Genomic DNA, 25,004 nt, shown 5'->3' with positions numbered 1-25,004 from the left:
GCGCGTGCCGCGCCTTGATCCCGCGCTTTGGTCATCGGGTCAAATGTCGGCGACGGTCCGGAACTGACCCTGCTCACGCCTCGGCTTTCTTTTCCCAGCGGCCACCCGCCTCGGACCAATATTGGGCGGTGCAGCCAGCACCGGTCAGGGTCTTCCATTGGCCGCGCGCCGCCTGAACCGCCGCATCGTCATTGCCGTCAAAGAGGATGCAGACCCGGTCCAGCATTTGCACCTCTTGGGCGCTGACCTCTGCCGCATCAATCGCCATGAGGCAGACCGCGCCATTGGGCCGCGCGCTCTCAGTCGTCAGCAACACCGGCTGATCGGCATCCTGCGGCCCGCCGGACAGGCCATGCGGCAGAAAACCGTCCTCGGGCCCCAGCCACAGCCGTTCATCCAGCCAGACCATCCGTGCCCTGTCGCGGCCACGCACCACCACACGCCAGCCCACGCTCAAGGATTTTTCCAAGAGCATCGGCAAGGTCGCCTCGAGCGGTTGGCGCGTCAGATGATAGAAATAGGCGGCACCCATCACCTCTCCTCGAGCAGATCCGCCACCAGCCGGTTGAGCGCCAGCACACCCCAGCCGGTTGCGCCCTTGGGGGCATAGGTGGTGTCGGCCTTGACGCTGGCGACGCCCGCGATGTCGAGATGCACCCAAGGCATGCCGTCCTGCACGAAGCGATGCAGGAATTCCGCCGCCGTGATCGTACCCGCCGGCCGCCCGCCCGAGTTTTTGACGTCAGCGATCTGGCTCTTGATGATATCGGCATAGCCCTGCCCAAGAGGCAGACGCCACGCGCCCTCGCCCTCGGTTTTGGCCGCGCGCAGAAAGGCATTGCAAAGCCCGTCGTCATTGCTGAGCACGGCGGCATTCTCATGGCCCAAGGCCACGATGCAGGCCCCGGTCAGAGTGGCCAGATCAATCATGCCACGCGGCTTGTAGGTTTCCTGTGCATACCACATCACATCGGCCAGAACGAGCCGCCCTTCGGCGTCGGTGTTGATCACCTCGATGGTGTCACCCTTCATTGACGTGACGACATCGCCGGGACGGGTGGCGCGGTCCGAGGGCATGTTTTCCACGATGCCCACAAGGCCGACGACATTTGCCTTGGCCTTGCGCAGCGCCAGCGTGCGCATGACGCCCGCGACGACGCCCGCGCCCCCCATGTCCATGGTCATCTCTTCCATGCCTGCCGCGGGCTTGAGGCTGATGCCGCCGGTGTCAAACACCACGCCTTTGCCGATCAGAGCCAGCGGTGCCTCGCCTTTGGGTCCGCCCAGCCATTCCATCACCGCCAGTTTCGACGGGCTGGCGCTACCATGACCCACCGACAGGATTGCGCCCATGCCGAGCTTTTCCATGTCCTTTTCTTCGAGGATGGTGATCTTGAGCCCCAGATCCTGCATCGCGGCGATGCGATTAGCAAATTCCGTGGTGGTCAGGTGATTGGCTGGCTCGCTGACCAGATCGCGGGTAAAGAACACCCCCTCGGCGAGGGCCAGCACTGGAGCGGACTCGGCCCGGACCTCATCTGGTTTGCCGGTCATCAGGGTGAGGGCACCCGGCTCTGCCTTGTCCTTGGTGGTCTTGGGCGGTGTCTTGTGGGTGTTGAATTCGTAGGATCGTAGCAGCGCCCCCAAAATCACGTCCACCGGACGGCGCAGCGCCCCCCCGAGAATGAGCAATGGTTTGTCGCCTTTGATCCGGCCCAGGCTGACGCCCGCGCGACGGCTCTCGGCGGGGCTGGCGCTGCGCGGCAGGATCACCACATCCACCGCCTCTGCCGCCATTCCGGCGGGCCAGTTGATCGTGATCACGTCGCCGGGTTTTCTATCGTTCAGGGCTGCCGCCTCGATCAGCCGGGCGAGCGCACCGCGCGTCATGCGGTTGATGCGCCGCGCACCTGCGTCCAGCTTGCCTTCGGGTGGAATGATCACCGCAATGCGGCCCGGCACCGTGGCCAGTGCATCCAGATCGGTCTCGGCAAAGACAACAGGCAGGGGTCGGGTCATCGGGAACTCCTCATGGTTCAGCTTTTCCAAGACCTAGCGCGGCTTGCCGCCAATGACCAGTTAGCAGTTTTCCCCCGCAATCAATTCGGCTAGGTTGCCCGACAAGTCTGCTGCCATGGGGGATAAGAGTGACCAGATTCGACAGGTACATGCTGTCGCAATTCATGGTTCTGTTCGGTTTTTTTGCGCTCGTTCTGGTGTCGATCGTCTGGATCAACAAGGCGGTGCGCATGTTTGACCGGCTGATCGGGGATGGCCAGCCCGCATGGGTCTTTGTGGAGTTCACGGCACTGACCTTGCCGGGAGTGATTGGCGTTGTGCTGCCCATCGCGGCCTTTGCCGCGGCGGTTTATGTGGTCAACCGTCTCTCCTCTGAGAGCGAATTGACGGTGATGCAGGCCACGGGCTATTCGCCGCTGCGCCTGGCCCGCCCGGTTCTGGTCTTTGGGGTGATTGTTGCGGTGATGATGTCGCTGCTGGCGCATTACCTCATCCCCGGGAGCCTGAGCCAATTGCGTCTGCGCCAAGATGAGGTGTCGCGCAACATCTCGGCCAAGCTGCTGAGCGACGGCGAATTCCTGCACCCTGCCCCCGGAATCACCTTCTACATTCGCGAGATCACTCAGACGGGCGAATTGCGCGATGTGTTCCTGTCCGACCGGCGTGATCCAGAGGCTCCCGTCACCTATACCTCGTCGCGCGCCTATCTGGTACAAGAGGGCGGCGGCACACGTTTGGTTATGGTATCCGGGTTGGCCCAGAATATCCGTGCCGATCAGAACCGGCTCTTTACCACCTATTTCGATGATTTTTCCTATGACATCAGCAGTCTCGTCAGTCGCGATGTGGTCAATCTCGATGAGGTGGCCTTTGCCAACACACTCGAGATGCTGCGTGATCCCGAAGCTGTGGCGGCCCGCACCGGAACGAGCTATGGCACCGTCATGTCACAGACCCATGGCCGGATCACAGCTGCGCTCTTGTGCGTCATCGCGGCGCTGGTGGGATTCTGCACCCTGCTGGTGGGGGCGCATAGCCGCTTTGGTGTCTGGCGTCAGGTGCTTTTGGCCTTTGGGCTTTTGGTGGGGATCAAGATTGTCGAGAGCATCGTGGTGGCCCCGGTTTTGCTGAATGGAGCGCTCTGGCCGCTGCTCTACTTGCCGGTTCTGCTGGGGCTGGTTCTTTCGGGGCTGCTATTATCCGTTGCCAGCCATCCGGGCGTCTGGCGACGGTTGACGGGGCGCGGTCGCCGGTCGGCAGAGGTGGTTTCATGATTCTGGAACGCTATTTCGGCCGTCGCTTTTTCATGAGTTTTCTCGGGGTCACTGTCACGCTTGTGGTGATGCTGGGACTGATTGATCTGATGGATGAATTGGGGGACTTCCCCGAACTCGCATTCGGTCAGGTGTTGGGCATCGTGCTGCTGAAGCTGCCGGAAGCCTATTACGAGATCATTCCGCTGGTGATGATTCTTGCCTCGGTGGCGCTTTTCCTGCGGCTGGCCAGGACGTCGGAACTGGTGGTGCTGCGTGCCTCGGGCCGCTCGGCGCTTCAGGGGCTACTGGCGCCGGCGGCGGTGGCGCTTGCCATTGGCCTCTTGGGGTTGGCGGTGGGTAATCCCCTCGTGGCGGCCACGTCAAAACGACATCACGATCTGGTCAACAGCTACTCCGGGCAGGCGTCGTCGGATCTGGCGATTGCCTCGGAGGGCTTGTGGCTGCGGCAGAGCGCGGCAGAGGGGCAGACGGTGATCTATGCGGCCCGCGCCAGTTCTGATCTGGGCACGCTCTACGCGCCCAGCTTTTACGACTTTGCGCCGGACGGCAAACCCCTGCGCCGCATCAGCGCCACCTCGGCGCAGCTTGAGGAAGGCGCGTGGGTGTTGACCGAGGCCAAGATCTGGGATCTGGCGCAAGGGGTCAATCCAGAGGCCTCGGCGCGCGAAGACGCACAGATGACGGTGCCCTCAGATCTGACGCAAGATCGCATTCTCGACAGTTTTGGCAGCCCGGAATATGTCCCGATCTGGGAGTTGCCCAAGTTCATCGCCCAGCTTGAAGAGGCCGGATTTTCGGCCCGACGCTATGCGATCTGGTTTCAGAGCGAACTGGCCCAACCGGTGTTTCTGGTCGCGCTGGTGTTGATTTCGGCGGCCTTTACCATGCAGCACACGCGCGGGGCCAATGTGGGGCTCTCGGTACTGACGGCGGTGCTCTTGGGCTTTGGCCTGCATTATATCCGCAATTTTGCGCAGATCCTTGGTGAGAACGGACAGATTCCGATCCTGCTGGCGGCATGGGCACCGCCGGTGGCCTCGCTCTTCATCGGTCTCGGAATCCTTCTGCATCTGGAGGACGGATGACCCGGTTTGCCCGTATTCTGCTGGGCCTGCTGTTGGCGATGGCAACGCCGGTTGGCGCGCAGGATGGCTCTGTTGATCCCGCTGTTTTGGTGGCGGATGACGTGCGCATCACCGAAGACAACCAATTGATCGCCTCTGGCAATGTCGAGGCGCTCTATCAGGGGCGTCGCCTCAAGGCGCGGGAAATCGTTTATGACCGCGCCACCGAACGACTCGTGATCAAGGGACCGCTGACGCTTACGGATGTCGATGGCAGCGTGGTCCTGGCCGACAGCGCCGAGTTGGACCGCGACCTGACCAACGGCATTCTGCGCGGGGCGCGGATCGTGATGCAGGATCAGTTGCAACTGGCGGCGGTTGAAATGCGACGCACCGACGCCCGGTTCAACCAGCTCTACAAGACGGCAGTCACCTCTTGTCGGGTGTGCGAGACCGGACGCCCGCCGCTCTGGCAGATCCGGGCGCAGCGGGTGATCCACGACGAGGAGGCGCGGCAGCTCTATTTCGACAACGCGCAGTTCCGGATCCTGAACACGCCGGTGCTCTACCTGCCCCGCCTGCGTCTGCCCGATCCTACGCTGGATCGGGCGCATGGGTTTCTGACCCCGTCGCTGGTCAATTCGACGCTTTTGGGCACAGGCATCCGGGTGCCCTATTTCATCCCGATCGGTGAGAGCCGCGACCTGACGCTGGCGCCGTTTTGGGCCACCAGTTCGCGGCGTCTCGAACTGCGCTATCGTCAGGCGTTTCGCAAAGGAGAGATCGAATTCAATGGCGCAGTTGCGAAAGATGACTTTAGCCCGGACGAAACACGGGGGTATCTCTTTGGCAGCGGTCGGTTCGATCTGCCGCGCGATTTCGTCCTTCGGTTCAATGTCGAACTGAGCAGCGATGATACGTTCCTGCTGGATCACGACTTTTCCGACAAGGACCGGCTGAAGAACGAGCTCTCGGTCGAACGCGCGCGCCGCGATGAATATATCCGAGGCGCGATCACCCATTTCAATTCGCTCCGCATCGGCGAAAGCAATTCCACCCTGCCGACCCTTGCGGGAAATGCGGAGTATGAGCGCCGCTTCTTTCCGACGCGGTTGGGGGGTGAATTACGGTTTGGCGCTGCGCTGCACAGCCATTATCGCGGCTCGGACTCGACGATTGCCACGCTCGACCGCTATGCCGATGGGCGCGACGTGACACGATTCAGCACCCGGCTGGACTGGTATCGCGGCTGGACCCTGCCCGCAGGCGTGCTGGCCAGCTTTCGGACCGGGTTGATCCTCGATCACTTCGAAATCTCTCAGGCCGGGACCACCTCTGCCGCGGATGCGACCGAACTCACGCCCAGTGTCGCGCTTGAATTGCGCTGGCCTCTTTTGAAATCCACCCGGTATGCCGTAACCCATGTCATCGAACCTGTCGTTCAACTGGCGTGGTCTGGTGGGTCTAACCCAAACATCCCGCTGGATGAGGCAACGCAGATCGACTTTGACGAAGGCAATCTGTTCAACCATTCCCGTTTCAATGCGCCTGACCGACGCGAGCGGGGATATAGCGCGGCTTACGGCGTGAGCTGGACGCGGATTGATCCGGCTGGCTGGCAAGGCAGCCTCGCTGTCGGACAGGTCCGGCGCGACGAGCGTTTGCTCGAACGCGATGGCATTACCCCCAGCTTTAGCAAGTCATCGGGACTGCGCGACCGCACGTCGGATTTGCTGATTGCCGGTCAATTCCGCAATGCCACCGGATTGACCGTCACCGCGCGCGGCCTGTTTGACGCGATGTTTGACACCACCAAGGCCGAGGCCCGCGCCAGCTGGCAGAACGCGTACACCAATATCGGGGCGACCTATGTGTGGCTGTCGGCCGATCCCGCAGAAAACCGCCCCTCGACCGTATCGGAATGGGCGATTGATGGCAGCTACCGATTTGCCAAACAATGGACCGGCCATGCCGAATGGCGGTTTGACGAGGCGGCCAGTCGCAGCGTGCGTGCCGGTGCCGGTCTGACGTATTCCAACGAATGCGTTGATATCACGCTTTCGGTCTCGCGCCGCTTTACCTCTTCGACTATCCTTGAACCTGAAACCAACATCGGCTTTACGGTAGGGTTTACGGGGTTCTCCTCCGCGACCCGTGACCCGAGCTTTACCCGGACATGCAGGAACTGACCAGAATGACACCGATCCTCCGCCGCACGCTTGCCGCCCTGACCCTAGCCGCGATTGGCTTGACGGGGTTGCCCGGAGGGGTAAGTCCGGTGCAGGCGCAAAACCTGTTTGCACCGGCAATTCACGTTAACGATCAGGCGATCACCGGATATGAGCTGCAACAGCGCGCCCGGATGCTGACGCTGTTTCGCGCGCCGGGCGATCCACGGCGGTTGGCACGCGAGCAGTTGATCGAGGAACGCATCAAACTGGACGCCGCGCGGGCCGTAGGGCTGGTGGTAGAGGATGACATGGTCCGCACCGGCATGGAGGAATTCGCCGGACGGGCCAATATGACCGCAGATCAGCTCATTTCATCGCTCGAAGAGGCTGGCGTGTCGCAGCAATCCTTTCGCGAATTTGTGCGTGCTGGGATCACATGGCGCGAACTCACGCGCGCGCAATTTGCCTCGCGCGTGTCGGTGAGTGAGGATGATCTGGAGCGTGCGACACGCGCGCTGACAGGGGGGGCGGCGGTGCGCGTGCTTCTGTCCGAAATCATTTTGCCTGTCACCAGCCTTGGGGACGCCGAGGCAAAGCAGGCTCTGGCCACACAAATTGCCGAAGCGGACAGCGAAGGCGATTTCGCCGCCGCGGCGCGCCAGTATTCCGCAGCACCCTCGGCCGGACGCGGCGGGCGGATGGAATGGGTCGCGCTCTCGGACTTGCCGGCGGGCTTGCGCCCTATCGTGCTGGGTCTCGCCCCCGGCGAGGTGTCCGATCCACTGCCCATCGACGGCGGACTCGCGCTCTTTTACATGCGCGACATCGAGGAAACCTCTGTGGCTGCACCGGAGTATTCTGCCATTGAATATGCAGCTTATTACATTTCTGGCGGACGCAGCGCCGAGGCCCTGCAACGCGCCGCACAGGTGCGCGCGGCGGTCGATACCTGTGACGATCTCTATGGTGTGGCCAAAGGCCAACCGCCCGAGGTGCTGGAACGCGGATCAAAGGCCCCCGAGGAAATCCCGCAGGATATCGCTGCGGCGCTGTCCCAGCTCGATCCCGGTGAAACCTCGGCCAGCGTGACCCGCTCCAACGGGCAAACGCTGGTGTTCCTGATGCTCTGTGGCCGCTCGCCCAAGTTGGACGGCGAGGCACCGTCGGTTGAGGATCTCTCGAATTTCATCCGCAACCAGCGGATCGAATCCTTTGCCAATGGGTATCTTGAACAGTTGCGTGCCGAGGCGCGGATCGTCGAGCAGTGAGCGCGTCAATTGCGCTCAGTTGTGGGGAGCCCGCGGGCATTGGGCCGGAAATTGCGGCTGCAGCCTGGGACCGTTTGAGGGGCGCTCTGCCGTTCTTTTTGATTGGCGACCCGGCGCATTTGCCCTCTGGCACGCCGATTGCCTGCATCACCGATCCCGCTGAGGCCTCTGCTGCATCGGCCCTTGCCCTGCCGGTTTTGGTGCATGCGTTTGACGGGCCATTGACCCGAGGCGTGCCCAATCCCGCCCATGCGCAGGGCGTGATCGACGTGATCGCGCGCGGTGTGGGTTTGGTGCAATCGGGTGCTGCGCTTGCGCTCTGCACCGCTCCTATCCACAAACAGGCGCTTCAGGATGGGGCGGGATTCGCCTTTCCCGGTCATACCGAGTTTCTGGCGCATCTGGCCGGGGTGGACCGCGTCGTGATGATGCTGGCCTCGGATCAATTGCGCGTCGTGCCCACCACCATCCACATTCCGCTCAAAGACGTGCCGCAGGCGCTGACGCCCGATCTGCTGGAAGAGACGATCCGTATCACCCATGCCGCGTTGATCCGCGATTTTGGCCTGCGCGCGCCGCGTTTGGCCATCGCAGGCCTCAATCCGCATGCGGGCGAGGGTGGCAAGATGGGGCGCGAAGAGATTGACGTGATCGGGCCGGTGCTGACCCGCCTACGCGCCGAGGGGCTGGATCTGCGCGGCCCGATGTCGGCGGATACGATGTTTCACGCCGCAGCCCGTGCGCAGTATGATGCCGCGATCTGCATGTATCACGATCAAGCGCTCATTCCGATCAAGACGCTGGATTTCGACCGGGGCGTCAATGTCACGCTTGGCCTGCCCTTTATCCGCACCTCGCCGGATCACGGCACGGCCTTGGACATCGCAGGACAGGGGCGGGCCAACCCCACATCGCTGATCGAGGCGCTGAAACTGGCGCAGGTCATGGGCGAGGCACGCCGCGCATGAGCCCGCTCGAGAGCCTTCCGCCGCTGGCTCGGGTGATTGCTGCGCACGGTCTCTCTGCCCGCAAATCCTTGGGTCAGAATTTCCTGCTGGATCTGAACCTCACCTCCAAAATCGCCCGGCAGGCGGGGGATCTGACCACCTGCGACGTGCTGGAGATCGGCCCCGGTCCCGGTGGCCTGACACGCGGGCTCTTGATGGAGGGCGCGCGGCATGTGCTCGCCATCGAAAAGGACGCCCGCTGCCTACCCGCGCTGCACGAGATTGCCGAGGCCGCGCCGGGCCGCCTGACGGTGCTCAATGCCGATGCGCTCGATCTCGATCCGCTGGCGCATCTGACGCCGCCCATTCGCGTGGTCTCGAACCTGCCCTATAACGTGGGCACCGAATTGCTGATCCGATGGCTCACGCCGCCTGACTGGCCACCGTTCTGGCAATCTCTTACGCTGATGTTTCAGCGTGAGGTGGCGGAGCGAATTGTCGCTACGCCGGGGTCAAAGGCGTATGGGCGTCTTGCCCTCTTGGCCCAGTGGCGCGCGACACCGCGCATCGTGATGCATTTGCCGCCGGGCGCGTTTACCCCGCCGCCCAAAGTGTCGAGCGCGGTGGTGCATCTGACCGCCCTGTCAGAGCCGCGATATCCGGCGGATCCCAAGATATTGGAGCGCGTGGTCGCCCGCGCCTTCAACCAACGCCGCAAAATGCTGCGCGCGGCGCTCAAAGGGGCGGCGCCGGATATCGAGGATCGGCTTTTGGCGGCGGGCATTCAGCCTACGGATCGGGCCGAGACCGTGAGTCTCGAGCAGTTTTGCGCGCTCGCACGGGTGATGCCGGGCGGGGCGGAGGCGTGAGGGAAGGGCGTGAAACGGACGTTGGCCACACGGGGTAAGCTGCGCAAGACGAGCGGCGCAAGACCAAGCGTACACGCTGCTTCCCCAACGTAAAATTCACACTCGCAACGGCGACGCGATTGGTGTATGAAATAGTTTAATGCTAAACTATATTCGCCAACAAGGAGTCGCCATCTCATGGTTGCCCGGAAAAGCACAAAGAAACCAAACGTTTCAGCCGACGATCTCAAGCAATACTATCGCGACATGCTGCTCATCCGACGATTCGAGGAGAAGGCTGGCCAGCTCTATGGCATGGGTCTGATCGGCGGGTTCTGTCACCTCTATATCGGGCAGGAAGCGGTGGTTGTCGGCCTTGAGGCCGCCGCCGAAGACGGCGACCGGCGCATCACAACCTACCGCGATCACGGGCATATGTTGGCCTGCGGCATGGACCCCAAGGGCGTCATGGCCGAGTTGACGGGGCGCGAAGGTGGCTACAGCCGGGGCAAAGGCGGCTCGATGCATATGTTCTCGACCGAAAAGCGGTTCTATGGCGGGCATGGCATCGTGGGGGCCAACGTGCCCTTGGGCGCGGGGCTGGCCTTTGCCGACAAGTATCTTGGCAATGATCGGGTGACATTCACCTATTTCGGTGATGGTGCGGCCAATCAGGGGCAGGTCTATGAGACCTTCAACATGGCGGCCCTCTGGAGTCTGCCGGTGATCTTTGTGATCGAGAACAACCAATATGCGATGGGCACCTCGCAACAGCGCTCCACCTCGTCGCCCGATATTTATCACCGGGGCGAGGCCTTTGGCATTCCCGGCGAGATGGTCGATGGCATGGATGTGCTGGCCGTCAAAGAGGCCGGTGACAAGGCCGTGGCACACTGCCGCTCGGGCGCCGGTCCCTACATTCTGGAGATCAAGACCTATCGCTATCGCGGCCATTCGATGTCTGACCCTGCCAAGTATCGCACCCGCGAAGAGGTGCAGAAAATGCGCGATGAGAAAGACGCCATCGAGCATGTGCGCGATCTGCTGATTTCCGGCGGCCATGCCACGGAAGAGGATCTCAAGGCGATCGACAAGGACATCAAGGAAGTGGTGAACGCCAGTGCCGAGTTTGCCAAGGAAAGCCCGGAGCCTGCGATTGAAGAGCTTTGGACCGATATTATTGCCGATACGGCACCGCAGAACGCCTGAGGAGGAGAGACGACAATGGCAACCGAAATCCTGATGCCCGCGCTCTCTCCGACCATGGAGGAAGGCACGCTTGCGAAATGGCTCGTGAAAGAGGGGGACACGGTCAAGGCCGGTGACATCATGGCCGAGATCGAGACCGACAAGGCGACGATGGAATTTGAGGCGGTCGATGAGGGCACCATCGGCAAGATCCTGATTGCCGAGGGCACCGAAGGCGTGAAGGTCAATACGCCAATCGCCGTACTTCTCGAGGAGGGCGAAAGCGCGGAGGACGCAGCAAGCGCCCCCGCCGCCAAAGCGCCGGAAGAGAAACCCGCAGATAAGCCGAAATCCACCCCGGCCGCAGCGAAAGCCCCCGAGGCCCCCAAACCCGACACCAGCCCGGATTGGCCTGACGGCACCGAGATGCAGACCATGACCGTGCGCGAGGCGCTCAATTCGGCCATGGCCGAGGAAATGCGCCGCGACGACACCGTGTTTGTCATGGGCGAGGAGGTGGCCGAATATCAGGGTGCCTATAAGATCACCCAGAACCTGCTCGAAGAGTTTGGCGCCAAGCGCGTCATCGACACGCCCATCACCGAACACGGCTTTGCCGGGATCGGTGTGGGCGCGTCTTGGGGCGGGCTGCGGCCCATCGTGGAATTCATGACCTGGAACTTTGCCATGCAGGCGATTGACCAGATCATCAACTCCGCCGCCAAGACGCTCTATATGTCGGGCGGGCAGATGGGCAGTCCCATCGTCTTCCGCGGCACCAACGGGGCGGCGGCGCGCGTGGGCGCGCAGCACAGTCAGGATTATGCGGCATGGTATGCGCAGGTGCCCGGCCTGCGGGTGGTGCAGCCCTATTCGGCGGCAGATGCCAAGGGTCTGTTGAAAACTGCCATCCGCGATCCCAACCCGGTGGTGTTTCTGGAGAATGAGATCCTCTATGGTCGCTCCTTTGAGGTGCCCAAGATCGACGATTTCACCATTCCGTTCGGCAAGGCCCGGATCTGGCGCGAGGGCACCGATGTGACCATCGTCAGCTTTGGCATCGGCATGACCTATGCGTTGGAAGCCGCTGAAAAATTGGCTGGGGACGGCATCAGCGCCGAGGTGATCGACCTGCGCACGCTGCGCCCGATGGATACCGATACGGTGATTGCATCGGTGATGAAGACCAACCGCTGCGTCACCGTGGAAGAGGGCTGGCCTGTGGCCTCGATTGGCAACCATATCTCATCCGTGCTGATGCAAAAGGCGTTCGATTATCTCGATGCGCCGGTGATCAGCTGCACGGGCAAGGATGTGCCGATGCCCTATGCTGCCAATCTGGAAAAGCTGGCGCTGACGTCCACCCAAGAGGTGATCGACGCCGTGCGCCAAGTGACCTATCGTTGAGGGAGAGACGCGATGCCAATTGAGATTCTGATGCCCGCCCTCTCACCCACCATGGAAGAGGGCACGCTGGCCAAATGGCTGGTCAAGGAGGGCGATACCGTGTCCGCAGGCGACCTCTTGGCCGAGATCGAGACCGACAAGGCCACGATGGAATTCGAAGCCGTGGAGGAGGGCGTCGTCGGCAAGTTGCTGGTGGCCGAAGGCACCGAGGGGGTCAAGGTCAACACCCCCATCGCGGTCATGCTGGAAGACGGCGAGAGCGCCAGCGATATCGGCAGCGCCCCGGCGAAGGCCAAGACATCCGAAGCGCCCAGTGAAAAATCACCCGAGGCCGCGCCGCAGAAGGCGGACGAGGCCAAACCTGCGCCCGCCGCAGCCAAGTCCGGCGATGGCGCGCGCATCTTTGCCTCGCCGCTCGCACGGCGGATCGCGGCGGACAAGGGGATTGATCTCGCAGGGATCAAGGGCTCTGGCCCGCATGGGCGGATCGTGAAAGCGGATGTGGAGGGGGCCAAATCCTCGACCGCGCCCGTCAAGGATGCCGCCAAGCCCGCAGACAAGGCCCCTGCCCCGGCATCCATCGCGTCTGGTCCGTCCTCGGATGCCGTGATCGCCATGTATCAGGGCCGCGAGTATGAGGAGGTCAAGCTCGACGGGATGCGCAAGACCATCGCTGCACGCCTGACCGAGGCCAAGCAGACCGTGCCGCATTTCTATCTGCGCCGCGAAATCCGTCTTGATGCGCTGATGAAATTCCGCGCCGATCTCAACAAGCAGTTGGAGGCGCGCGGCGTCAAGCTGTCGGTCAACGATTTCATCATCAAGGCCTGTGCGCTAGCGTTGCAGGCGGTGCCGGATGCCAATGCCGTCTGGGCTGGAGACAAGGTGCTGCGGTTGAAACCGTCGGATGTGGCCGTGGCTGTGGCGATTGAGGGCGGGCTGTTCACGCCGGTTCTGAAAGATGCCGAAATGAAATCGCTCTCGGCGCTCTCGGCGGAAATGAAGGATCTGGCCAAGCGCGCGCGCGACCGCAAGCTGGCCCCGCAGGAATATCAGGGCGGCACCTTTGCGATTTCCAACCTTGGCATGTTCGGGATCGAGAATTTCGATGCCGTGATCAACCCGCCGCATGGCGCGATCCTTGCGGTTGGTGCAGGGCTGAAAAAGCCGGTGGTCGGCAAGGATGGCGAATTGAGCGTGGCCACGGTCATGTCGGTGACGCTGTCGGTGGATCACCGGGTGATTGACGGCGCACTTGGCGCGGAATTGCTGGGCAAGATCGTCGAAAACCTCGAAAATCCGCTGGTTATGCTGGCCTGAGATTTCTGCCCCGGCCTTTGGGTCGGGGTTTTGTTAGGGCATTGAGCAGACAATGGCCCCAATCTCCAATGCGCGGACTCAAGCCCGAAGGGCGCCGCGCGATCGCTGGGCCGTCCCGCGGCCTAGCGACCGCGCGGCTCTTCGCTTGGGGCCAACGTCAGCTCAAGGCCATTCCCCACGTCACAGCGGTGCACGAAAGATCACGAACGCCCCGGCCGCGATCAGCGAGAACCCGAGCGCGTGGTTCCAAGTGATCGGCTCCTTGAGATAGAGCACAGAAAAGCCTGCAAAGATCACCAGCGTGATCACCTCTTGCATGGTCTTGAGTTCCGCCGCTGAATAGACGCGGTGCCCAAGCCGATTGGCGGGCACCGCGAGCATGTATTCAACTAGGGCAATACCCCAGCTTATCAGGATGACAAGCCAGAGGGCGACATGCGGAAACTTGAGGTGCCCATACCACGCAAAGGTCATGAAGATATTGGACAGGCTCAAGAGCACGACCGGTGCCAGCCACAGCCAAAGGCCGTGCATGCGCGTCAGTCGCTCGCGTCGTCGTCAGTGCCGCGGACGCCCAGGAGTTGATCCATCTTGACCGAGGGCTGATCGCAACCCGCCTCACCGACGATGCGCGCGGGCACACCCGCCACGGTTTTGCACGGCGGCACCTCTTGCAGCACCACCGAACCTGCGGCGATGCGCGAGCAGTTGCCCACGCGGATATTGCCCAGAACCTTGGCCCCGGCCCCGATCAGAACGCCATTGCCGATCTTGGGGTGGCGGTCCTCTTCTTCCTTGCCGGTGCCGCCAAGCGTGACGGAATGCAGCATCGAGACATTGTCGCCCACCACCGCCGTTTCACCGATCACTATGGAATGGGCGTGGTCGATCATGATGCCCTTGCCGATCCGTGCGGCCGGGTGGATATCGACGCCGAACACCTCTGAGGCGCGCATCTGGAAAAAGCGCGCGAGATCGCGGCGGCCCGTGGTCCAGAGCCAATGCGCGATGCGATAGGCTTGGATCGCCTGAAACCCCTTGAAGAAGAGAAGCGGCAGGAGAAACCTGTCGCAGGCCGGATCACGGTCATTGACGGCGACGATGTCGGCGCGCGCGGCGAGGCCGATTTCCGGGTCGGAGGCAAGCGCCTTGTCGCAAATCTCGCGAAGGATCTGCTCTGGCATCTCGTTCGAGGTCAGCTTGAGCGAAATCCGATAGGCCAGCGCTGATTCGAAGGTCCCATGGTGCAGGACACTTGAATGGATCAGCCCGCCCAAAAGCGGCTCATCGGCGATTGCAGCCTTGGCCTCTTGGGCGATCTGTCCCCAGACCGGATCAAGTTCGGCCAGCTTTCGTCTTGTATGCGCCATGGGGTATGCTCCTGTAGATCAACATGAGTATATCAGATAGGCAGGCCGGGTAAAATGCAAAGGGGTGAGGCGGGGGATCACCAAAATGAATGAGAGGCTACCCGTGGTCGAGGGCGCACGTGTTCTGGTTCTGGGCGCCACCGGAACGATAGGCCGGGCAACCGTGGCGGCGCTCTTGGCGCGAGGGCATGCGGTGGTCTGTTTCCTGCGACCCGGCGCTGAGGCGGCGGGATTGCCGGAAGGGGTCACGCTGCGGCGAGGGGCTATAACCGAGCTTGGGCGAGAGGGGGTCCGGGGCGAGCGGTTTGATGCGCTGGTCTCGTGCATGGCCTCGCGCAGCGGTTTGCCGGGCGATGCCTGGGCGGTGGATCACGACGCGCATATCCTGGCGCTGGAGGCGGCGCAGGCGGCGGGGGTTGGGCATATGGTGCTTTTGTCGGCGATATGCGTGCAAAAGCCGATGCTGGCGTTTCAGGCGGCCAAGCTGGCCTTTGAGGCGCGGTTGATCGCCTCGGGTATGCGCTATTCGATCGTGCGGCCCACGGCCTATTTCAAATCCTTGTCGGGACAGATTGCGCGGATTCAGGCGGGGCGGCCTTTTTTGGTGTTCGGGGACGGGCGGTTGACGGCGTGCAAGCCGATCAGTGACCGAGACCTGGGGGACTATCTGGCGGGCTGTCTGGAAGAGCCTCGGCGCTGGAACAAAGTCCTGCCGATTGGCGGTCCCGGCCCGGCAATCACCCCGCGCGATCAGGCGGCGTGGCTCTTTGAGAGACTCGGGCGTCCGGCGAAGGTGCGGCAGGTGCCGGTGGGTATGATGGATGCCATCATCGCAGGGCTTTCGCTGGCGGGGCGTATCGCGCCGCGTTTGCGGGCCAAGGCGGAACTGGCGCGGATCGGGCGCTATTACGCGACCGAATCGATGCTGGTGTGGAACCCGGCGACGGAGGTTTATGATGCCGAGGCCACGCCTGAAACCGGGCGGGACCGCCTGTTTGACTATTATGAAGAGGTGATATCCGGGCGCGCCCGTGTCGATCTGGGCGAGCACGCGGTATTCTAGGCGGCAGGGCTCTCGCCGCGTTGCAGGCGCACCGGAATTTCCCGCGCCAGTTTCAGCAAATGCGCCATATAGGGCTTGTCCGCGTCATCGTCGCGGATCGCGGCATAGAGGCGCTTGGTCTTGCCTGCGGCGGTGAGGCGGCGGGTGACGTAATCGGTGCTGGTCTTGACCTCGCGCACGACCCAATCGGGCAGCACCGCAACGCCGCGATTGGACGCGACCAGCAAGAGGATCACCGCCGTCAGCTCCACCTGCCTGATGCTTTTGGGTTCGACCTTGGCCGGGGTCAGCAATTCGGTAAAGACATCAAGTCGCGAGCGGTCCACCGGATAGGTGATGAGCACCTCATCGCGGAAATCCGCGGCCTCGACATAGGGTTTCTGCGCCAGCGGATGCTGGCTTGAGGCGACAAAGACCGGCTCGTAATCAAAGAGTGGCTTGAAGCTGATTCCCGGCAAATCCTCGGGATCGGACGAGACCACAAGATCCACCTCTTCCTTTTGCAGGGCAGGCAGAGCGTCAAAGGCTAGGCCGGGCCGGATATCAACATCGACCTCGCCCCAGGTCTTGCGAAACCGCTCAAGCACCGGAAAGAGCCATTCAAAACAGGCGTGGCATTCAATGGCGATGTGGAGGCGTCCGGCGCTGCCCTCGCGCAGCCCTTCGAATTCGGCCTCGAGCGCCTCAATCTCGGGCAGGATTTTCTCGGCCAGACGCAGCAGGCGATGACCCGCCGCCGAGAGGCGTAAAGGCTTGGATCGTCTGACAAAAAGCTCGACACCCGTCTGATCCTCTAACCCCTTTATCTGGTGGCTCAGCGCCGATTGGGTGATGTGCAACAGGTCCGCCGCACGGGCCAGACCGCCCGCCTGATGAATGGCGCGGATCGTTTTCAGGTGCCGGAACTCGATGTGCATATATTAGCGAACCTCATTCAAACCATGAATTTAATGAAGTTGTCTCACATTGCTGCACCTGCAACAAGTGGGACAACAGATTTCACTCCTGCACAGGATGCACCCCGATGACAACGCCGCGTATCTCGTTCGAATTTTTCCCGCCCAAGACGCTGGAGGCTTCTTTTCGCCTTTGGGACACGATCCACACTCTGTCCCCGCTTGATCCGCGCTTTGTGTCGGTGACCTATGGCGCGGGCGGCACCACCCGCGAATTGACGCGCGAGGCGGTGGGTACGCTGCACAAGGCCACGGGCCTCAATGTGGCGGCGCATCTGACCTGCGTCGATGCCAGCCGTGCCGAGACGCTGGAGATTGCCGAGCAATTCGCCGCTGCGGGCGTGTCCGAGATTGTCGCCCTGCGCGGCGACCCGCCCAAGGGCTCGAACGGGTTTGTTGCCCACCCCGAGGGGTTTGCCGACAGCTGCGAGCTGATTTCGGCGCTGGCCGATACTGGCAAATTTACCATCCGCGTCGGCGCATACCCTGAAAAGCACCCCGAAGCTGTGGATCAGAAAGCCGATATCGACTGGCTCAAGCGCAAGATTGATGCAGGCGCATCCGAGGCGATCACGCAGTTCTTCTTTGAGGCCGAGACGTTCTTTCGCTTCCGCGATGCCTGTGCGGCTGCGGGGATCAATGCGCCAATCATTCCGGGCATTCTGCCGATTGAAAACTGGGTTGGCGCGCGCAAATTCGCGCGCTCCTGTGGCACGCAGGTGCCCGCATGGCTGGATGAGGCGTTTGACAAGGCGATCCGTGACAATCGCCACGATCTCTTGGCAACGGCGCTGGCAACGGAGCTGTGCAGCGATCTGCTCGAGGGCGGGGTTGAGGATCTGCATTTCTACACTCTCAATCGCCCGGAACTGACGCGCGATGTCTGTCACGCTCTGGGTGTGACCCCCAAAGTGACGCTGCGCGACGTCGCCTGAGAGCTTGCCGCTCGCGTCGGCCCCGCCTACCCTGTGAGGAGCAGGGACAGGAGGGGCCGACATGCCGAATAGCCACGCCACATCGCTGGACGATTTACCGGATGTGCAGGCGATCCTTGCACGGTCCGGCTTGGCGTTCATTGAAGACCTGATTGCAGGCCGCCTGCCCGCGCCGCCGATTGGCGTGACGCTCGGGTTTTGGCCCGTTGAGGCGGTGCGCGGTCACGTGGTGTTTGAGGGGCGACCCCGGTTTGACGCCACCAACCCGATGCGCGGCGTGCATGGTGGCTGGTATGGCGCGATCCTCGACAGTTGCATGGGCTGTGCCGTGATGACGGCGCTGGAGCGCGGAGAGATCTATACCACGCTGGAATACAAGGTGAATATCATCCGCGCCCTGACCTTGGATACGCCGGTTCACGCCATCGGCACGCTCGAGCACAAGGGGCGCTCGACCGCCGTCGCGCGGGGCGAGTTGCGCGGTGTGGCGGATGGTCGGCTCTATGCCACCGGCTCGACCACTTGCCTCGTCATGCGGCCAGAGGCGGGGTCGTGAGGATTGGGGAGAGTGCGCGCGTGGCGTGTTGCTGACATTGGTCCCAACTGATGAGACGCGCGGTGCCCGTCTGCCGGGTGGGCGCTGCGACTTGGTCGGCTGGCACTTTATATCTGCCAAACACTCCCGCGATTTCAAGAGACTGCAACGTTGCAGAAGCGCCCGCCCGGTGGGGCGGACGGGCGCTGCGCGGCGGCGCTTCGCGCCTTGATTCCGCGCGTAAGCTCTTGGGGCCAACGTCCCCTTCAGGCCAATTCCCGCCCCCCGCTTCGTCACCCGATTTCAGGTCGCGAACACAGCCTCCATATCGGCAAATCCCTTGAACTCGACCGGATTGCCCGAGGGGTCGCGAAAGAACATGGTCCATTGCTCTCCCGGCTCTCCTTCAAAGCGCACCGAAGGCGGGATGACGAATTCAACGCCCGCCGCCGTCAGCCGTTCGGCCACGCCACGCCACGTCTCTAGCGGCAGCACCACGCCGAAATGCGGCATTGGCACCATGTGGTCACCGACCTTGCCGGTCGCCTGTGTGGCGAAGGGCGTACCAAGGTGCAGGCTGAGTTGATGACCGAAGAAGTCGAAATCCACCCAAGTCTGGGTCGAGCGCCCCTCGATCCCACCCAAGAGCGCCCCGTAAAAACCCCGTGCTACATCGAGATCCGTGACATTGATTGCCAGATGAAAGGGATGTGCCATATCTTACTCCTCATGCCCGTTGCATGGCACCTAGCGATGCCGTAACCGGGTTTGCAAGATTTATGACGCGGGAGGACAGATAAATGACCTATGGCTTTGATACGTTGCAAGTTCACGCAGGCGCGCGCCCCGATCCGGCGACCGGAGCGCGGCAGGTGCCGATTTACCAGACCACGGCCTATGTGTTTCGTGATGCCGATCACGCCGCCGCGCTCTTTAACCTGCAAGAGGTGGGATATATCTATTCGCGCCTGACCAACCCGACTGTTGCGGCGCTTCAGGAGCGGGTCGCCACGCTTGAGGGTGGCGCAGGGGCGGTGTGTTGCTCCTCTGGGCACGCGGCGCAGATCATGGCGCTGTTTCCGCTGATGGGTCCGGGGCTAAATGTGGTGGTCTCGACCCGGCTATATGGCGGCTCGATCACGCAGTTCAGCCAGACCATCAAGCGCTTTGGCTGGTCGGCCAAGTTCGTTGATATCGACGACACCGATGCGATCAATGCCGCAATTGACGAAAATACACGCGCGATCTTTTGCGAATCCATCGCCAATCCGGGGGGCCATATCGCCGATCTCGATGCGCTTGCGGCGGTGGCCGACAAGGCGGGTCTGCCGCTCATTGTCGACAACACCTCGGCCACGCCCTATCTCTGCCGCCCGATCGAGCATGGCGCAACGCTGGTCGTGCATTCGATGACCAAGTTTCTCACCGGCAATGGCACGGTCACGGGCGGTGTTGTGGTCGATTCGGGAAATTTCGACTGGTCGGCGAGCGACAAGTTCCCCTCGCTCTCGGCACCGGAACCGGCCTATCACGGGCTCAAATTCCACGAGACCTTTGGCCCCCTAGCGTTCACCTTTCACGGCATTGCCATCGGTCTGCGCGATCTGGGCATGACGCTCAATCCGCAGGCGGCGCATTACACGCTGATGGGCATTGAAACGCTGTCCCTGCGCATGGCGCGGCATGTCGAGAACGCGGAAAAGGTGGCAAGCTGGCTCGAAGGCCATCCGGCGGTTGAGGCCGTGACCTATGCCGGTCTTAAATCCTCGCCCTGGCATGATCGGGTCGCGCAGATCTGTCCCAAAGGGGCGGGCGGTCTCTTTACCGTGGCGCTCAAAGGGGGCTATGACGCCTGTATGAAGCTGGTGGATAATCTCAATCTTTTCAGCCATGTGGCCAATCTGGGCGATACCCGCTCGCTGATCATTCATTCCGCCTCGACCACGCACCGGCAGTTGACGCCTGAGCAACAGACTGCCGCCGGGGCCGCGCCCAATGTGGTGCGGATTTCGATCGGGATCGAGGATGCCAAGGACATCATCGCCGATCTGGATCAGGCGCTGGCCAAGGCCTCTGGCTGATGTGGAAAAGTGCCGGGGCCGGTCGGACTGTTGGCCTCGGCGCGAAGCTGCTGTAAAATGGCGCGGATGACACCAAGGACTCCCGCTGACGCAGGACGAGTGCTAGAGCGTTACATATGAAACCGAATTTCGCCCTTTCCCTCTCCTTCGAAGGCATCGGCCTTTTGCACCGCGCAGGCAGCGCGGGCTGGCACCTTGTGGGTGAGGTGGCACTTGATGCAGAGGATCTGCCGGGGGAACTGGCATCCTTGCGCGCCAAGGCGACGCTGCTTGATCCTTCGGGGCTAGCGAGCAAGCTGATCATCCCGGATGAGCAGATCAAGTATCTCGACCTGCCCGCCGCAAGCGCGCCTGATGGGAATTACGATCTGGCTGCCGCCGAAGCGCTGGAAGGGGCCACGCCCTATCACATCGACGATCTGGTCTATGACTGGAGCGTCGAAAATGGCCGCCTCTATATTGCCGCCATTGCCAGCGAGACCCTTGACGAAGCCGAGGCCTTTGCGGTTGAGCATCGCTTCAACCCGGTCAGCTTTGTTGCGCGCCCGCAGTCGGATCGCTTTGCCGGTGAGCCGTTCTTTGGGGCGGCGGCGCAGGCGCGGGGCGTAGACCGCGACGAGGCCCCGGTGCGCATCATCGGCAGCGCGCGCCTGCCCGACGTGACACCGCCCGCAGAGACCGCCCCTGTGGTGGTGCCCTCGCCTGCGGCAGCGCAAGCATCCAAGATCGAGGCGGCACGCCTGCCGGATGAGGCCAAAGCCCCTGGTGAGACGCCAAAGACTGCCCTGCCGCCTGCCCCGCCCAAGGCACCAGAAGAGGCCGCGGCCAAAGCTGCTTCGGCCCCAGCGGCACCCGCCGTCAAGTCTGCGGACTCGCCTGCGCTGTCCTTTTCCAGCATCCGCGCCGAGCGGGCCGCCCCTGTTGAGGGAGCGCCCAAGCTCGACGGGGCGGCGCGGCTTACACCGTTGTCCGATCGCGCGCCGACGCCGGAGTTGCCGCGACCGGGGGCAGCTCCGCTCTTGACCGGGGGGGCCGACCCGACGCTGACCGATATGGCGGCGGCCAGCCTTGCGCCCAAAGCCGCCAAAGAGGCCGGTCTGTCGGGCCTGCTGGCACGCCGCGACAAAGCATCGATAGAGCCCGCCCCCGGTTCATCCTCCGGTCCCACGCCGGATGACGAAGCGCAACGCATGACCATCTTTGGCGCGCGCAGCCAGCCTGTGACACGCGGCAAGCCTCGGTTTCTGGGACTGATCCTGACAGCCGTCTTGCTGCTCTTTCTCGTAGGCGTTGCCGCGTGGTCCACGATCTTTAGCCAAGACGGCGTGTCCGGCCTGTTCGGGCGCTCTGAGCCTGAAATCGCCGTGACGCCGGCCTATGATCTGGAACCGGATGTCGAAACGGAGAGCGATCCAGATCCCTCCTCGCCAACCGACTCCGACGTGGTCCTGACGCCGCCACCGGCGCAGGACGCGCCGGTGCAGGACACTGGCGCAGATCCCACCGTGGCCGCGCCAGAGGTAGTGGCCGCAGCGCCAGAGACGCCGCAAGAGTTGACCCCCGAGCAGGCGTTGACACGCTATGCCGCGACCGGCATCTGGCAATTGGCCCCCGATGCGCCTGCGCAGGCAGAGACCACCGATGTTGGTGAATTCTACCTTACCTCGATTGACGAGGCGGTGAATTTTCAGGATGCGGTCGCCCTGCCCTCCGCCCCGGATGTAGAGGCGGATCAGCGCCCCGAAACACCCGCCTCTCCGGCCCCGCCGGGTACCGAATTCACGCTGGATGCGCGGGGGTTTGTGCAGGCCACGCCCGAGGGCGCGCTGACCCCGGACGGGGTGACGGTGCGCGCCGGTCCGCCGCCCGTGCGCCCTCCCGAAACCCCTACTCGCGCCCTGCCGGTCCCCGGGCTGGAACAAAGCGCCGAGTCGGCCGCCGAAGCGGCGCGACTGGGCGGCATCCGTCCCCGCACCCGGCCCGAAAACCTGATCGAACAGCAAGAGCGCGGCGCGCTGTCGGGCCTCACGCGCTCTGAATTGGCGGCGCTGCGCCCGCGCAATCGTCCGCAATCGGTGATCGAGGCCGCAGCCGCAGCCGCCGCACCACCGCCCGCCCCCGAGGTGCAACCCGCCACCGTCAGTTCTGCCTCGCTCGCGGCTGCGCTGATCGAGGCCAATCGCGGGGCTGTGGCCGGGACCGAGAGCCTGCCGCAGGCCGTTGGCGTTTCGATCAAACCCAAACTGCGGCCGCAGGATCTGGAACGGGCCGCTCGCGCGCCTGCGCAGGGTCAGGCGACGCCGGGCGAGGATGAGGAACCCGAGGTGCAGACCGCCGCCGCCGCGCGGGTGGCACCCAATATTCCCACATCCGCCTCTGTGGCACGCTCTGCCACCGAGACCAACGCCATCAACCTGCGTAACGTCAACCTGATCGGCGTCTACGGGAGCCCGCAGAGCCGCCGCGCGCTGGTGCGACTCTCGAACGGGCGCTACCAAAAGGTTCAGGTCGGCGACCGGCTCGATGGCGGGCAGGTGTCAGCGATCGGGGATACCGAATTGCGCTACAACAAACGCGGGCGCGATGTTGTGCTACGCATGCCCAAGGGGTAACGCCATGTTCCCGCGCCACGCGACTCACCGCTGATGGAAGGGTTCCTCTTCCAAGCGACGATCTATCTCGGGGCGACCGTGATTGCCGTCCCGCTGGCCGCACGTCTGGGGTTCGGCTCGGTGCTGGGCTATCTGGCGGCGGGAATCCTGATTGGGCCGGTTCTTGGTCTGGTCGGGGGCCATGAGACCGCCGAATTGCAGCATGTCGCCGAATTCGGCGTGGTGATGATGCTCTTTCTCATCGGGCTGGAGTTGGAGCCACGCGCGCTCTGGGACATGCGCCACCGGCTCTTGGGTCTGGGCGGGCTGCAAATCACCCTGACGACACTGGCGGTGATGCTGGCCTGCATGCATCTCTTGGGTCTGGGGTGGAGTATTGCGCTGGCGATTGGCCTTGTCTTTGCGCTGTCGTCAACGGCCATCGTACTGCAAACCCTGTCGGAAAAGGGATTGATGCAGACGGGCGGTGGGCGCTCGGCCTTTTCGGTGCTGCTGACGCAGGATATCGCCGTCATCCCGATGCTGGCCTTCTTGCCGCTTCTGGCCTTGCCCAAATCGCCGAATGTGGTGATGGGCGAACTGCTGTCGCGCAGCACCGCGGAGGCTGGTCATGGTGACACGAGCGCACCGCATCAGGCCGCCCAGAGCTTTATCGCCTCGCTGCCGGGTTGGGGGGCGACTTTGGTCACTATTGCGGCAGTGGCAGCGATCATCCTGACGGGCATTTATCTCACTCGGCCTGTGTTTCGCTTTATCCATGCCGCGCGCCTGCGCGAGATGTATACTGCCATCGCCCTGCTGATTGTGGTGGGCATTTCATTCCTGATGATGCTGGTCGGCCTATCGCCCGCGTTGGGGGCGTTCCTCGCAGGGGTCGTTCTGGCCAATAGCGAATTCCGGCATGAGTTGGAAAGCGATTTGGCCCCGTTCAAGGGACTTTTGCTCGGGTTGTTTTTCATCACCGTGGGGGCGGGGATCAATTTTACCGTGCTCTTTGGCGCGCCGCTGGTGATCCCCGGCCTTGCCCTTGCTTTGATCCTGACCAAGGGGGCGATCCTCTACATCCTCGGGCGCGTCTTTGCGCTGCGCGGGCGCGATTTGTGGCTCTTTACCCTGTCTCTGGCGCAGGCGGGCGAGTTTGGCTTTGTCCTCGTGGCATTTTCGGTGCAGCAGCATGTGCTGCCCACTGGGCTGAGCGAGGTGATCTTGCTTGTGATCGCCCTGACCATGCTGATCACACCGCTCTTGTTCATTCTCTACGATGTCTTGTCACGGCGCATGCAGGACAGCACCGAGACCCCGGAGGCCGATACCATTGACACCACAGGGCCGGTGATCATCGCGGGCATCGGGCGGTTCGGACAGGTGGTCAACCGGTTGGTGCGGTCGAGCGGGTTTGAAACCGTCGTTCTGGACCATGACCTGCTTGCGATCCAGCGGATGCGCCGGTTTGGCGTCAAAGGCTTTTTTGGCGACCCGACCCGGCCAGACCTTTTGCATGCGGCGGGGCTGGCACGGGCGCGGGTGCTGGTCGCCGCGTTGGATGATCCGGAGGCCACGGTGCGGCTGGTGAGCTTTGCCCGGCGCGAATGCCCGGACCTGCATATCATCGCCCGCGCCTATGACCGCACGCATGTGTTCCGGCTCTATCAGGCGGGGGCCGATGACATCGTGCGCGAGATGTTCGACAGCTCCTTGCGCGCGGGGCGGTATGTGTTGGAAAACATGGGGCTGACGGAATTCGAGGCGGCGGAGTTGGAAAAGACCTTTTACCACCATGACCGCCAATCCGTGCGCGAATTGGCAACGCTCTGGGACCCGGCGCGCCCGACGGTCGAGAACGACGCCTATATCAGCCGCGCCCGTGAGCTTGAGGCGGAATTGCAGACCATGCTCTTGTCGCAACTGGAAGAAACCGCCGCACCGAAGGAGTGAGGCGGAGC

The 25,004-nt window shown here is 62.8% G+C and carries 21 protein-coding genes; 15 read left to right on the top strand and 6 right to left on the bottom strand.

All coding sequences use genetic code 11. The annotated features are described in order from the left end of the window. Positions 1-73 precede the first annotated feature (73 nt). Both ROS217_RS11665 and ROS217_RS11660 read right to left on the bottom strand, forming a co-directional pair. On the bottom strand, positions 74-532 hold the full coding sequence (locus tag ROS217_RS11665; protein WP_009817955.1) for a DNA polymerase III subunit chi: 459 nt from the start codon (positions 530-532) through the stop codon (positions 74-76). Continuing rightward, on the bottom strand, positions 532-2,019 hold the full coding sequence (locus ROS217_RS11660; protein ID WP_040651381.1) for a leucyl aminopeptidase: 1,488 nt from the start codon (positions 2,017-2,019) through the stop codon (positions 532-534). Before ROS217_RS11660 ends, ROS217_RS11665 begins: the two co-directional genes overlap by 1 nt. A gap of 149 nt (positions 2,020-2,168) precedes the next feature. Here ROS217_RS11660 and lptF point away from each other — a divergent pair, with 149 nt between their 5' ends. The 9 genes from lptF to ROS217_RS11615 all read left to right on the top strand — a co-directional run bounded on the left by lptF (position 2,169) and on the right by ROS217_RS11615 (position 13,509). Next, positions 2,169-3,293 (top strand): LPS export ABC transporter permease LptF, encoded by a 1,125-nt coding sequence (gene lptF, locus ROS217_RS11655; protein WP_009817953.1) that lies wholly within the window; start codon positions 2,169-2,171, stop codon positions 3,291-3,293. Next, positions 3,290-4,381: an LPS export ABC transporter permease LptG gene (gene lptG / locus ROS217_RS11650; protein WP_009817952.1), complete on the top strand. Its 1,092-nt coding sequence runs from the start codon at positions 3,290-3,292 to the stop codon at positions 4,379-4,381. Before lptF ends, lptG begins: the two co-directional genes overlap by 4 nt. After that, the gene (locus tag ROS217_RS11645; RefSeq protein WP_009817951.1) at positions 4,378-6,549 is read left to right on the top strand and encodes an LPS-assembly protein LptD; all 2,172 of its coding nucleotides are present in this window, start codon (positions 4,378-4,380) and stop codon (positions 6,547-6,549) included. The genes lptG and ROS217_RS11645 overlap by 4 nt, the downstream gene beginning before the upstream one ends. 5 nt (positions 6,550-6,554) lie before the next feature. Then, on the top strand, positions 6,555-7,799 hold the full coding sequence (locus ROS217_RS11640; protein ID WP_040650554.1) for a peptidylprolyl isomerase: 1,245 nt from the start codon (positions 6,555-6,557) through the stop codon (positions 7,797-7,799). Continuing rightward, positions 7,796-8,767: a 4-hydroxythreonine-4-phosphate dehydrogenase PdxA gene (gene pdxA, locus ROS217_RS11635; protein WP_009817949.1), complete on the top strand. Its 972-nt coding sequence runs from the start codon at positions 7,796-7,798 to the stop codon at positions 8,765-8,767. The genes ROS217_RS11640 and pdxA overlap by 4 nt, the downstream gene beginning before the upstream one ends. Then, the gene (rsmA, locus tag ROS217_RS11630) at positions 8,764-9,615 is read left to right on the top strand and encodes a 16S rRNA (adenine(1518)-N(6)/adenine(1519)-N(6))-dimethyltransferase RsmA (protein ID WP_009817948.1); all 852 of its coding nucleotides are present in this window, start codon (positions 8,764-8,766) and stop codon (positions 9,613-9,615) included. The genes pdxA and rsmA overlap by 4 nt, the downstream gene beginning before the upstream one ends. 177 nt (positions 9,616-9,792) lie before the next feature. After that, entirely contained in the window at positions 9,793-10,803 is a 1,011-nt protein-coding gene (pdhA, locus tag ROS217_RS11625; RefSeq protein WP_009817947.1) for a pyruvate dehydrogenase (acetyl-transferring) E1 component subunit alpha, read from the top strand. 15 nt (positions 10,804-10,818) lie between these two features. Continuing rightward, entirely contained in the window at positions 10,819-12,189 is a 1,371-nt protein-coding gene (locus ROS217_RS11620) for a pyruvate dehydrogenase complex E1 component subunit beta (protein WP_009817946.1), read from the top strand. Between the two features lie 12 nt (positions 12,190-12,201). After that, complete coding sequence (locus ROS217_RS11615) at positions 12,202-13,509, top strand: pyruvate dehydrogenase complex dihydrolipoamide acetyltransferase (RefSeq protein ID WP_009817945.1); 1,308 nt, start codon at positions 12,202-12,204, stop codon at positions 13,507-13,509. A gap of 180 nt (positions 13,510-13,689) precedes the next feature. Here the strand turns inward: ROS217_RS11615 and ROS217_RS11610 are convergent, their stop codons facing one another. After that, on the bottom strand, positions 13,690-14,043 hold the full coding sequence (locus ROS217_RS11610; protein WP_009817944.1) for a DMT family protein: 354 nt from the start codon (positions 14,041-14,043) through the stop codon (positions 13,690-13,692). A 5-nt stretch (positions 14,044-14,048) separates the two neighbouring features. After that, positions 14,049-14,879 (bottom strand): serine O-acetyltransferase, encoded by an 831-nt coding sequence (gene cysE, locus ROS217_RS11605; protein ID WP_009817943.1) that lies wholly within the window; start codon positions 14,877-14,879, stop codon positions 14,049-14,051. Positions 14,880-14,964: 85 nt separating this feature from the next. Between cysE and ROS217_RS11600 the strand changes: the two genes are divergently transcribed. Further along, on the top strand, positions 14,965-15,942 hold the full coding sequence (locus ROS217_RS11600) for an NAD(P)H-binding protein (RefSeq protein WP_009817942.1): 978 nt from the start codon (positions 14,965-14,967) through the stop codon (positions 15,940-15,942). On the opposite strand, the gene ROS217_RS11595 is transcribed toward ROS217_RS11600, so the two are convergent. Beyond that, entirely contained in the window at positions 15,939-16,859 is a 921-nt protein-coding gene (locus ROS217_RS11595; RefSeq protein ID WP_009817941.1) for a LysR family transcriptional regulator, read from the bottom strand. The two genes, ROS217_RS11600 and ROS217_RS11595, sit on opposite strands and share 4 nt — an antisense overlap. A gap of 107 nt (positions 16,860-16,966) precedes the next feature. On the opposite strand from ROS217_RS11595, the gene metF reads away from it, so the two are divergent. After that, positions 16,967-17,833, top strand: coding sequence for a methylenetetrahydrofolate reductase [NAD(P)H] (gene metF, locus ROS217_RS11590; RefSeq protein WP_009817940.1), 867 nt, complete (start codon positions 16,967-16,969; stop codon positions 17,831-17,833). A 61-nt stretch (positions 17,834-17,894) separates the two neighbouring features. Then, positions 17,895-18,389, top strand: coding sequence for a PaaI family thioesterase (locus tag ROS217_RS11585; protein WP_009817939.1), 495 nt, complete (start codon positions 17,895-17,897; stop codon positions 18,387-18,389). A gap of 282 nt (positions 18,390-18,671) precedes the next feature. Here ROS217_RS11585 and ROS217_RS11580 read toward each other — a convergent pair whose 3' ends face one another. Next, positions 18,672-19,085 carry a VOC family protein gene (locus tag ROS217_RS11580; protein ID WP_009817938.1) on the bottom strand — a complete coding sequence of 138 codons (414 nt, stop codon included), beginning with the start codon at positions 19,083-19,085 and terminating at the stop codon, positions 18,672-18,674. Between the two features lie 83 nt (positions 19,086-19,168). Here ROS217_RS11580 and ROS217_RS11575 point away from each other — a divergent pair, with 83 nt between their 5' ends. The 3 genes from ROS217_RS11575 (at position 19,169) to ROS217_RS11565 (ending at position 24,996) form a co-directional block, all read left to right on the top strand. After that, positions 19,169-20,449, top strand: a complete 1,281-nt coding sequence (locus tag ROS217_RS11575) for an O-acetylhomoserine aminocarboxypropyltransferase/cysteine synthase family protein (protein ID WP_009817937.1) — start codon at positions 19,169-19,171, stop codon at positions 20,447-20,449. A gap of 116 nt (positions 20,450-20,565) precedes the next feature. Continuing rightward, positions 20,566-23,061: a hypothetical protein gene (locus tag ROS217_RS11570; RefSeq protein WP_009817936.1), complete on the top strand. Its 2,496-nt coding sequence runs from the start codon at positions 20,566-20,568 to the stop codon at positions 23,059-23,061. 33 nt (positions 23,062-23,094) lie between these two features. Further along, positions 23,095-24,996: a cation:proton antiporter domain-containing protein gene (locus tag ROS217_RS11565; RefSeq protein ID WP_009817935.1), complete on the top strand. Its 1,902-nt coding sequence runs from the start codon at positions 23,095-23,097 to the stop codon at positions 24,994-24,996. The last annotated feature ends 8 nt before the right edge of the window (positions 24,997-25,004 follow it).

It is taken from the genome of Roseovarius sp. 217 (assembly GCF_000152845.1).
In the GTDB taxonomy this organism is placed as follows: Bacteria; Pseudomonadota; Alphaproteobacteria; order Rhodobacterales; family Rhodobacteraceae; genus Roseovarius.
This window is presented reverse-complemented; position numbering and strand designations above follow the sequence as displayed.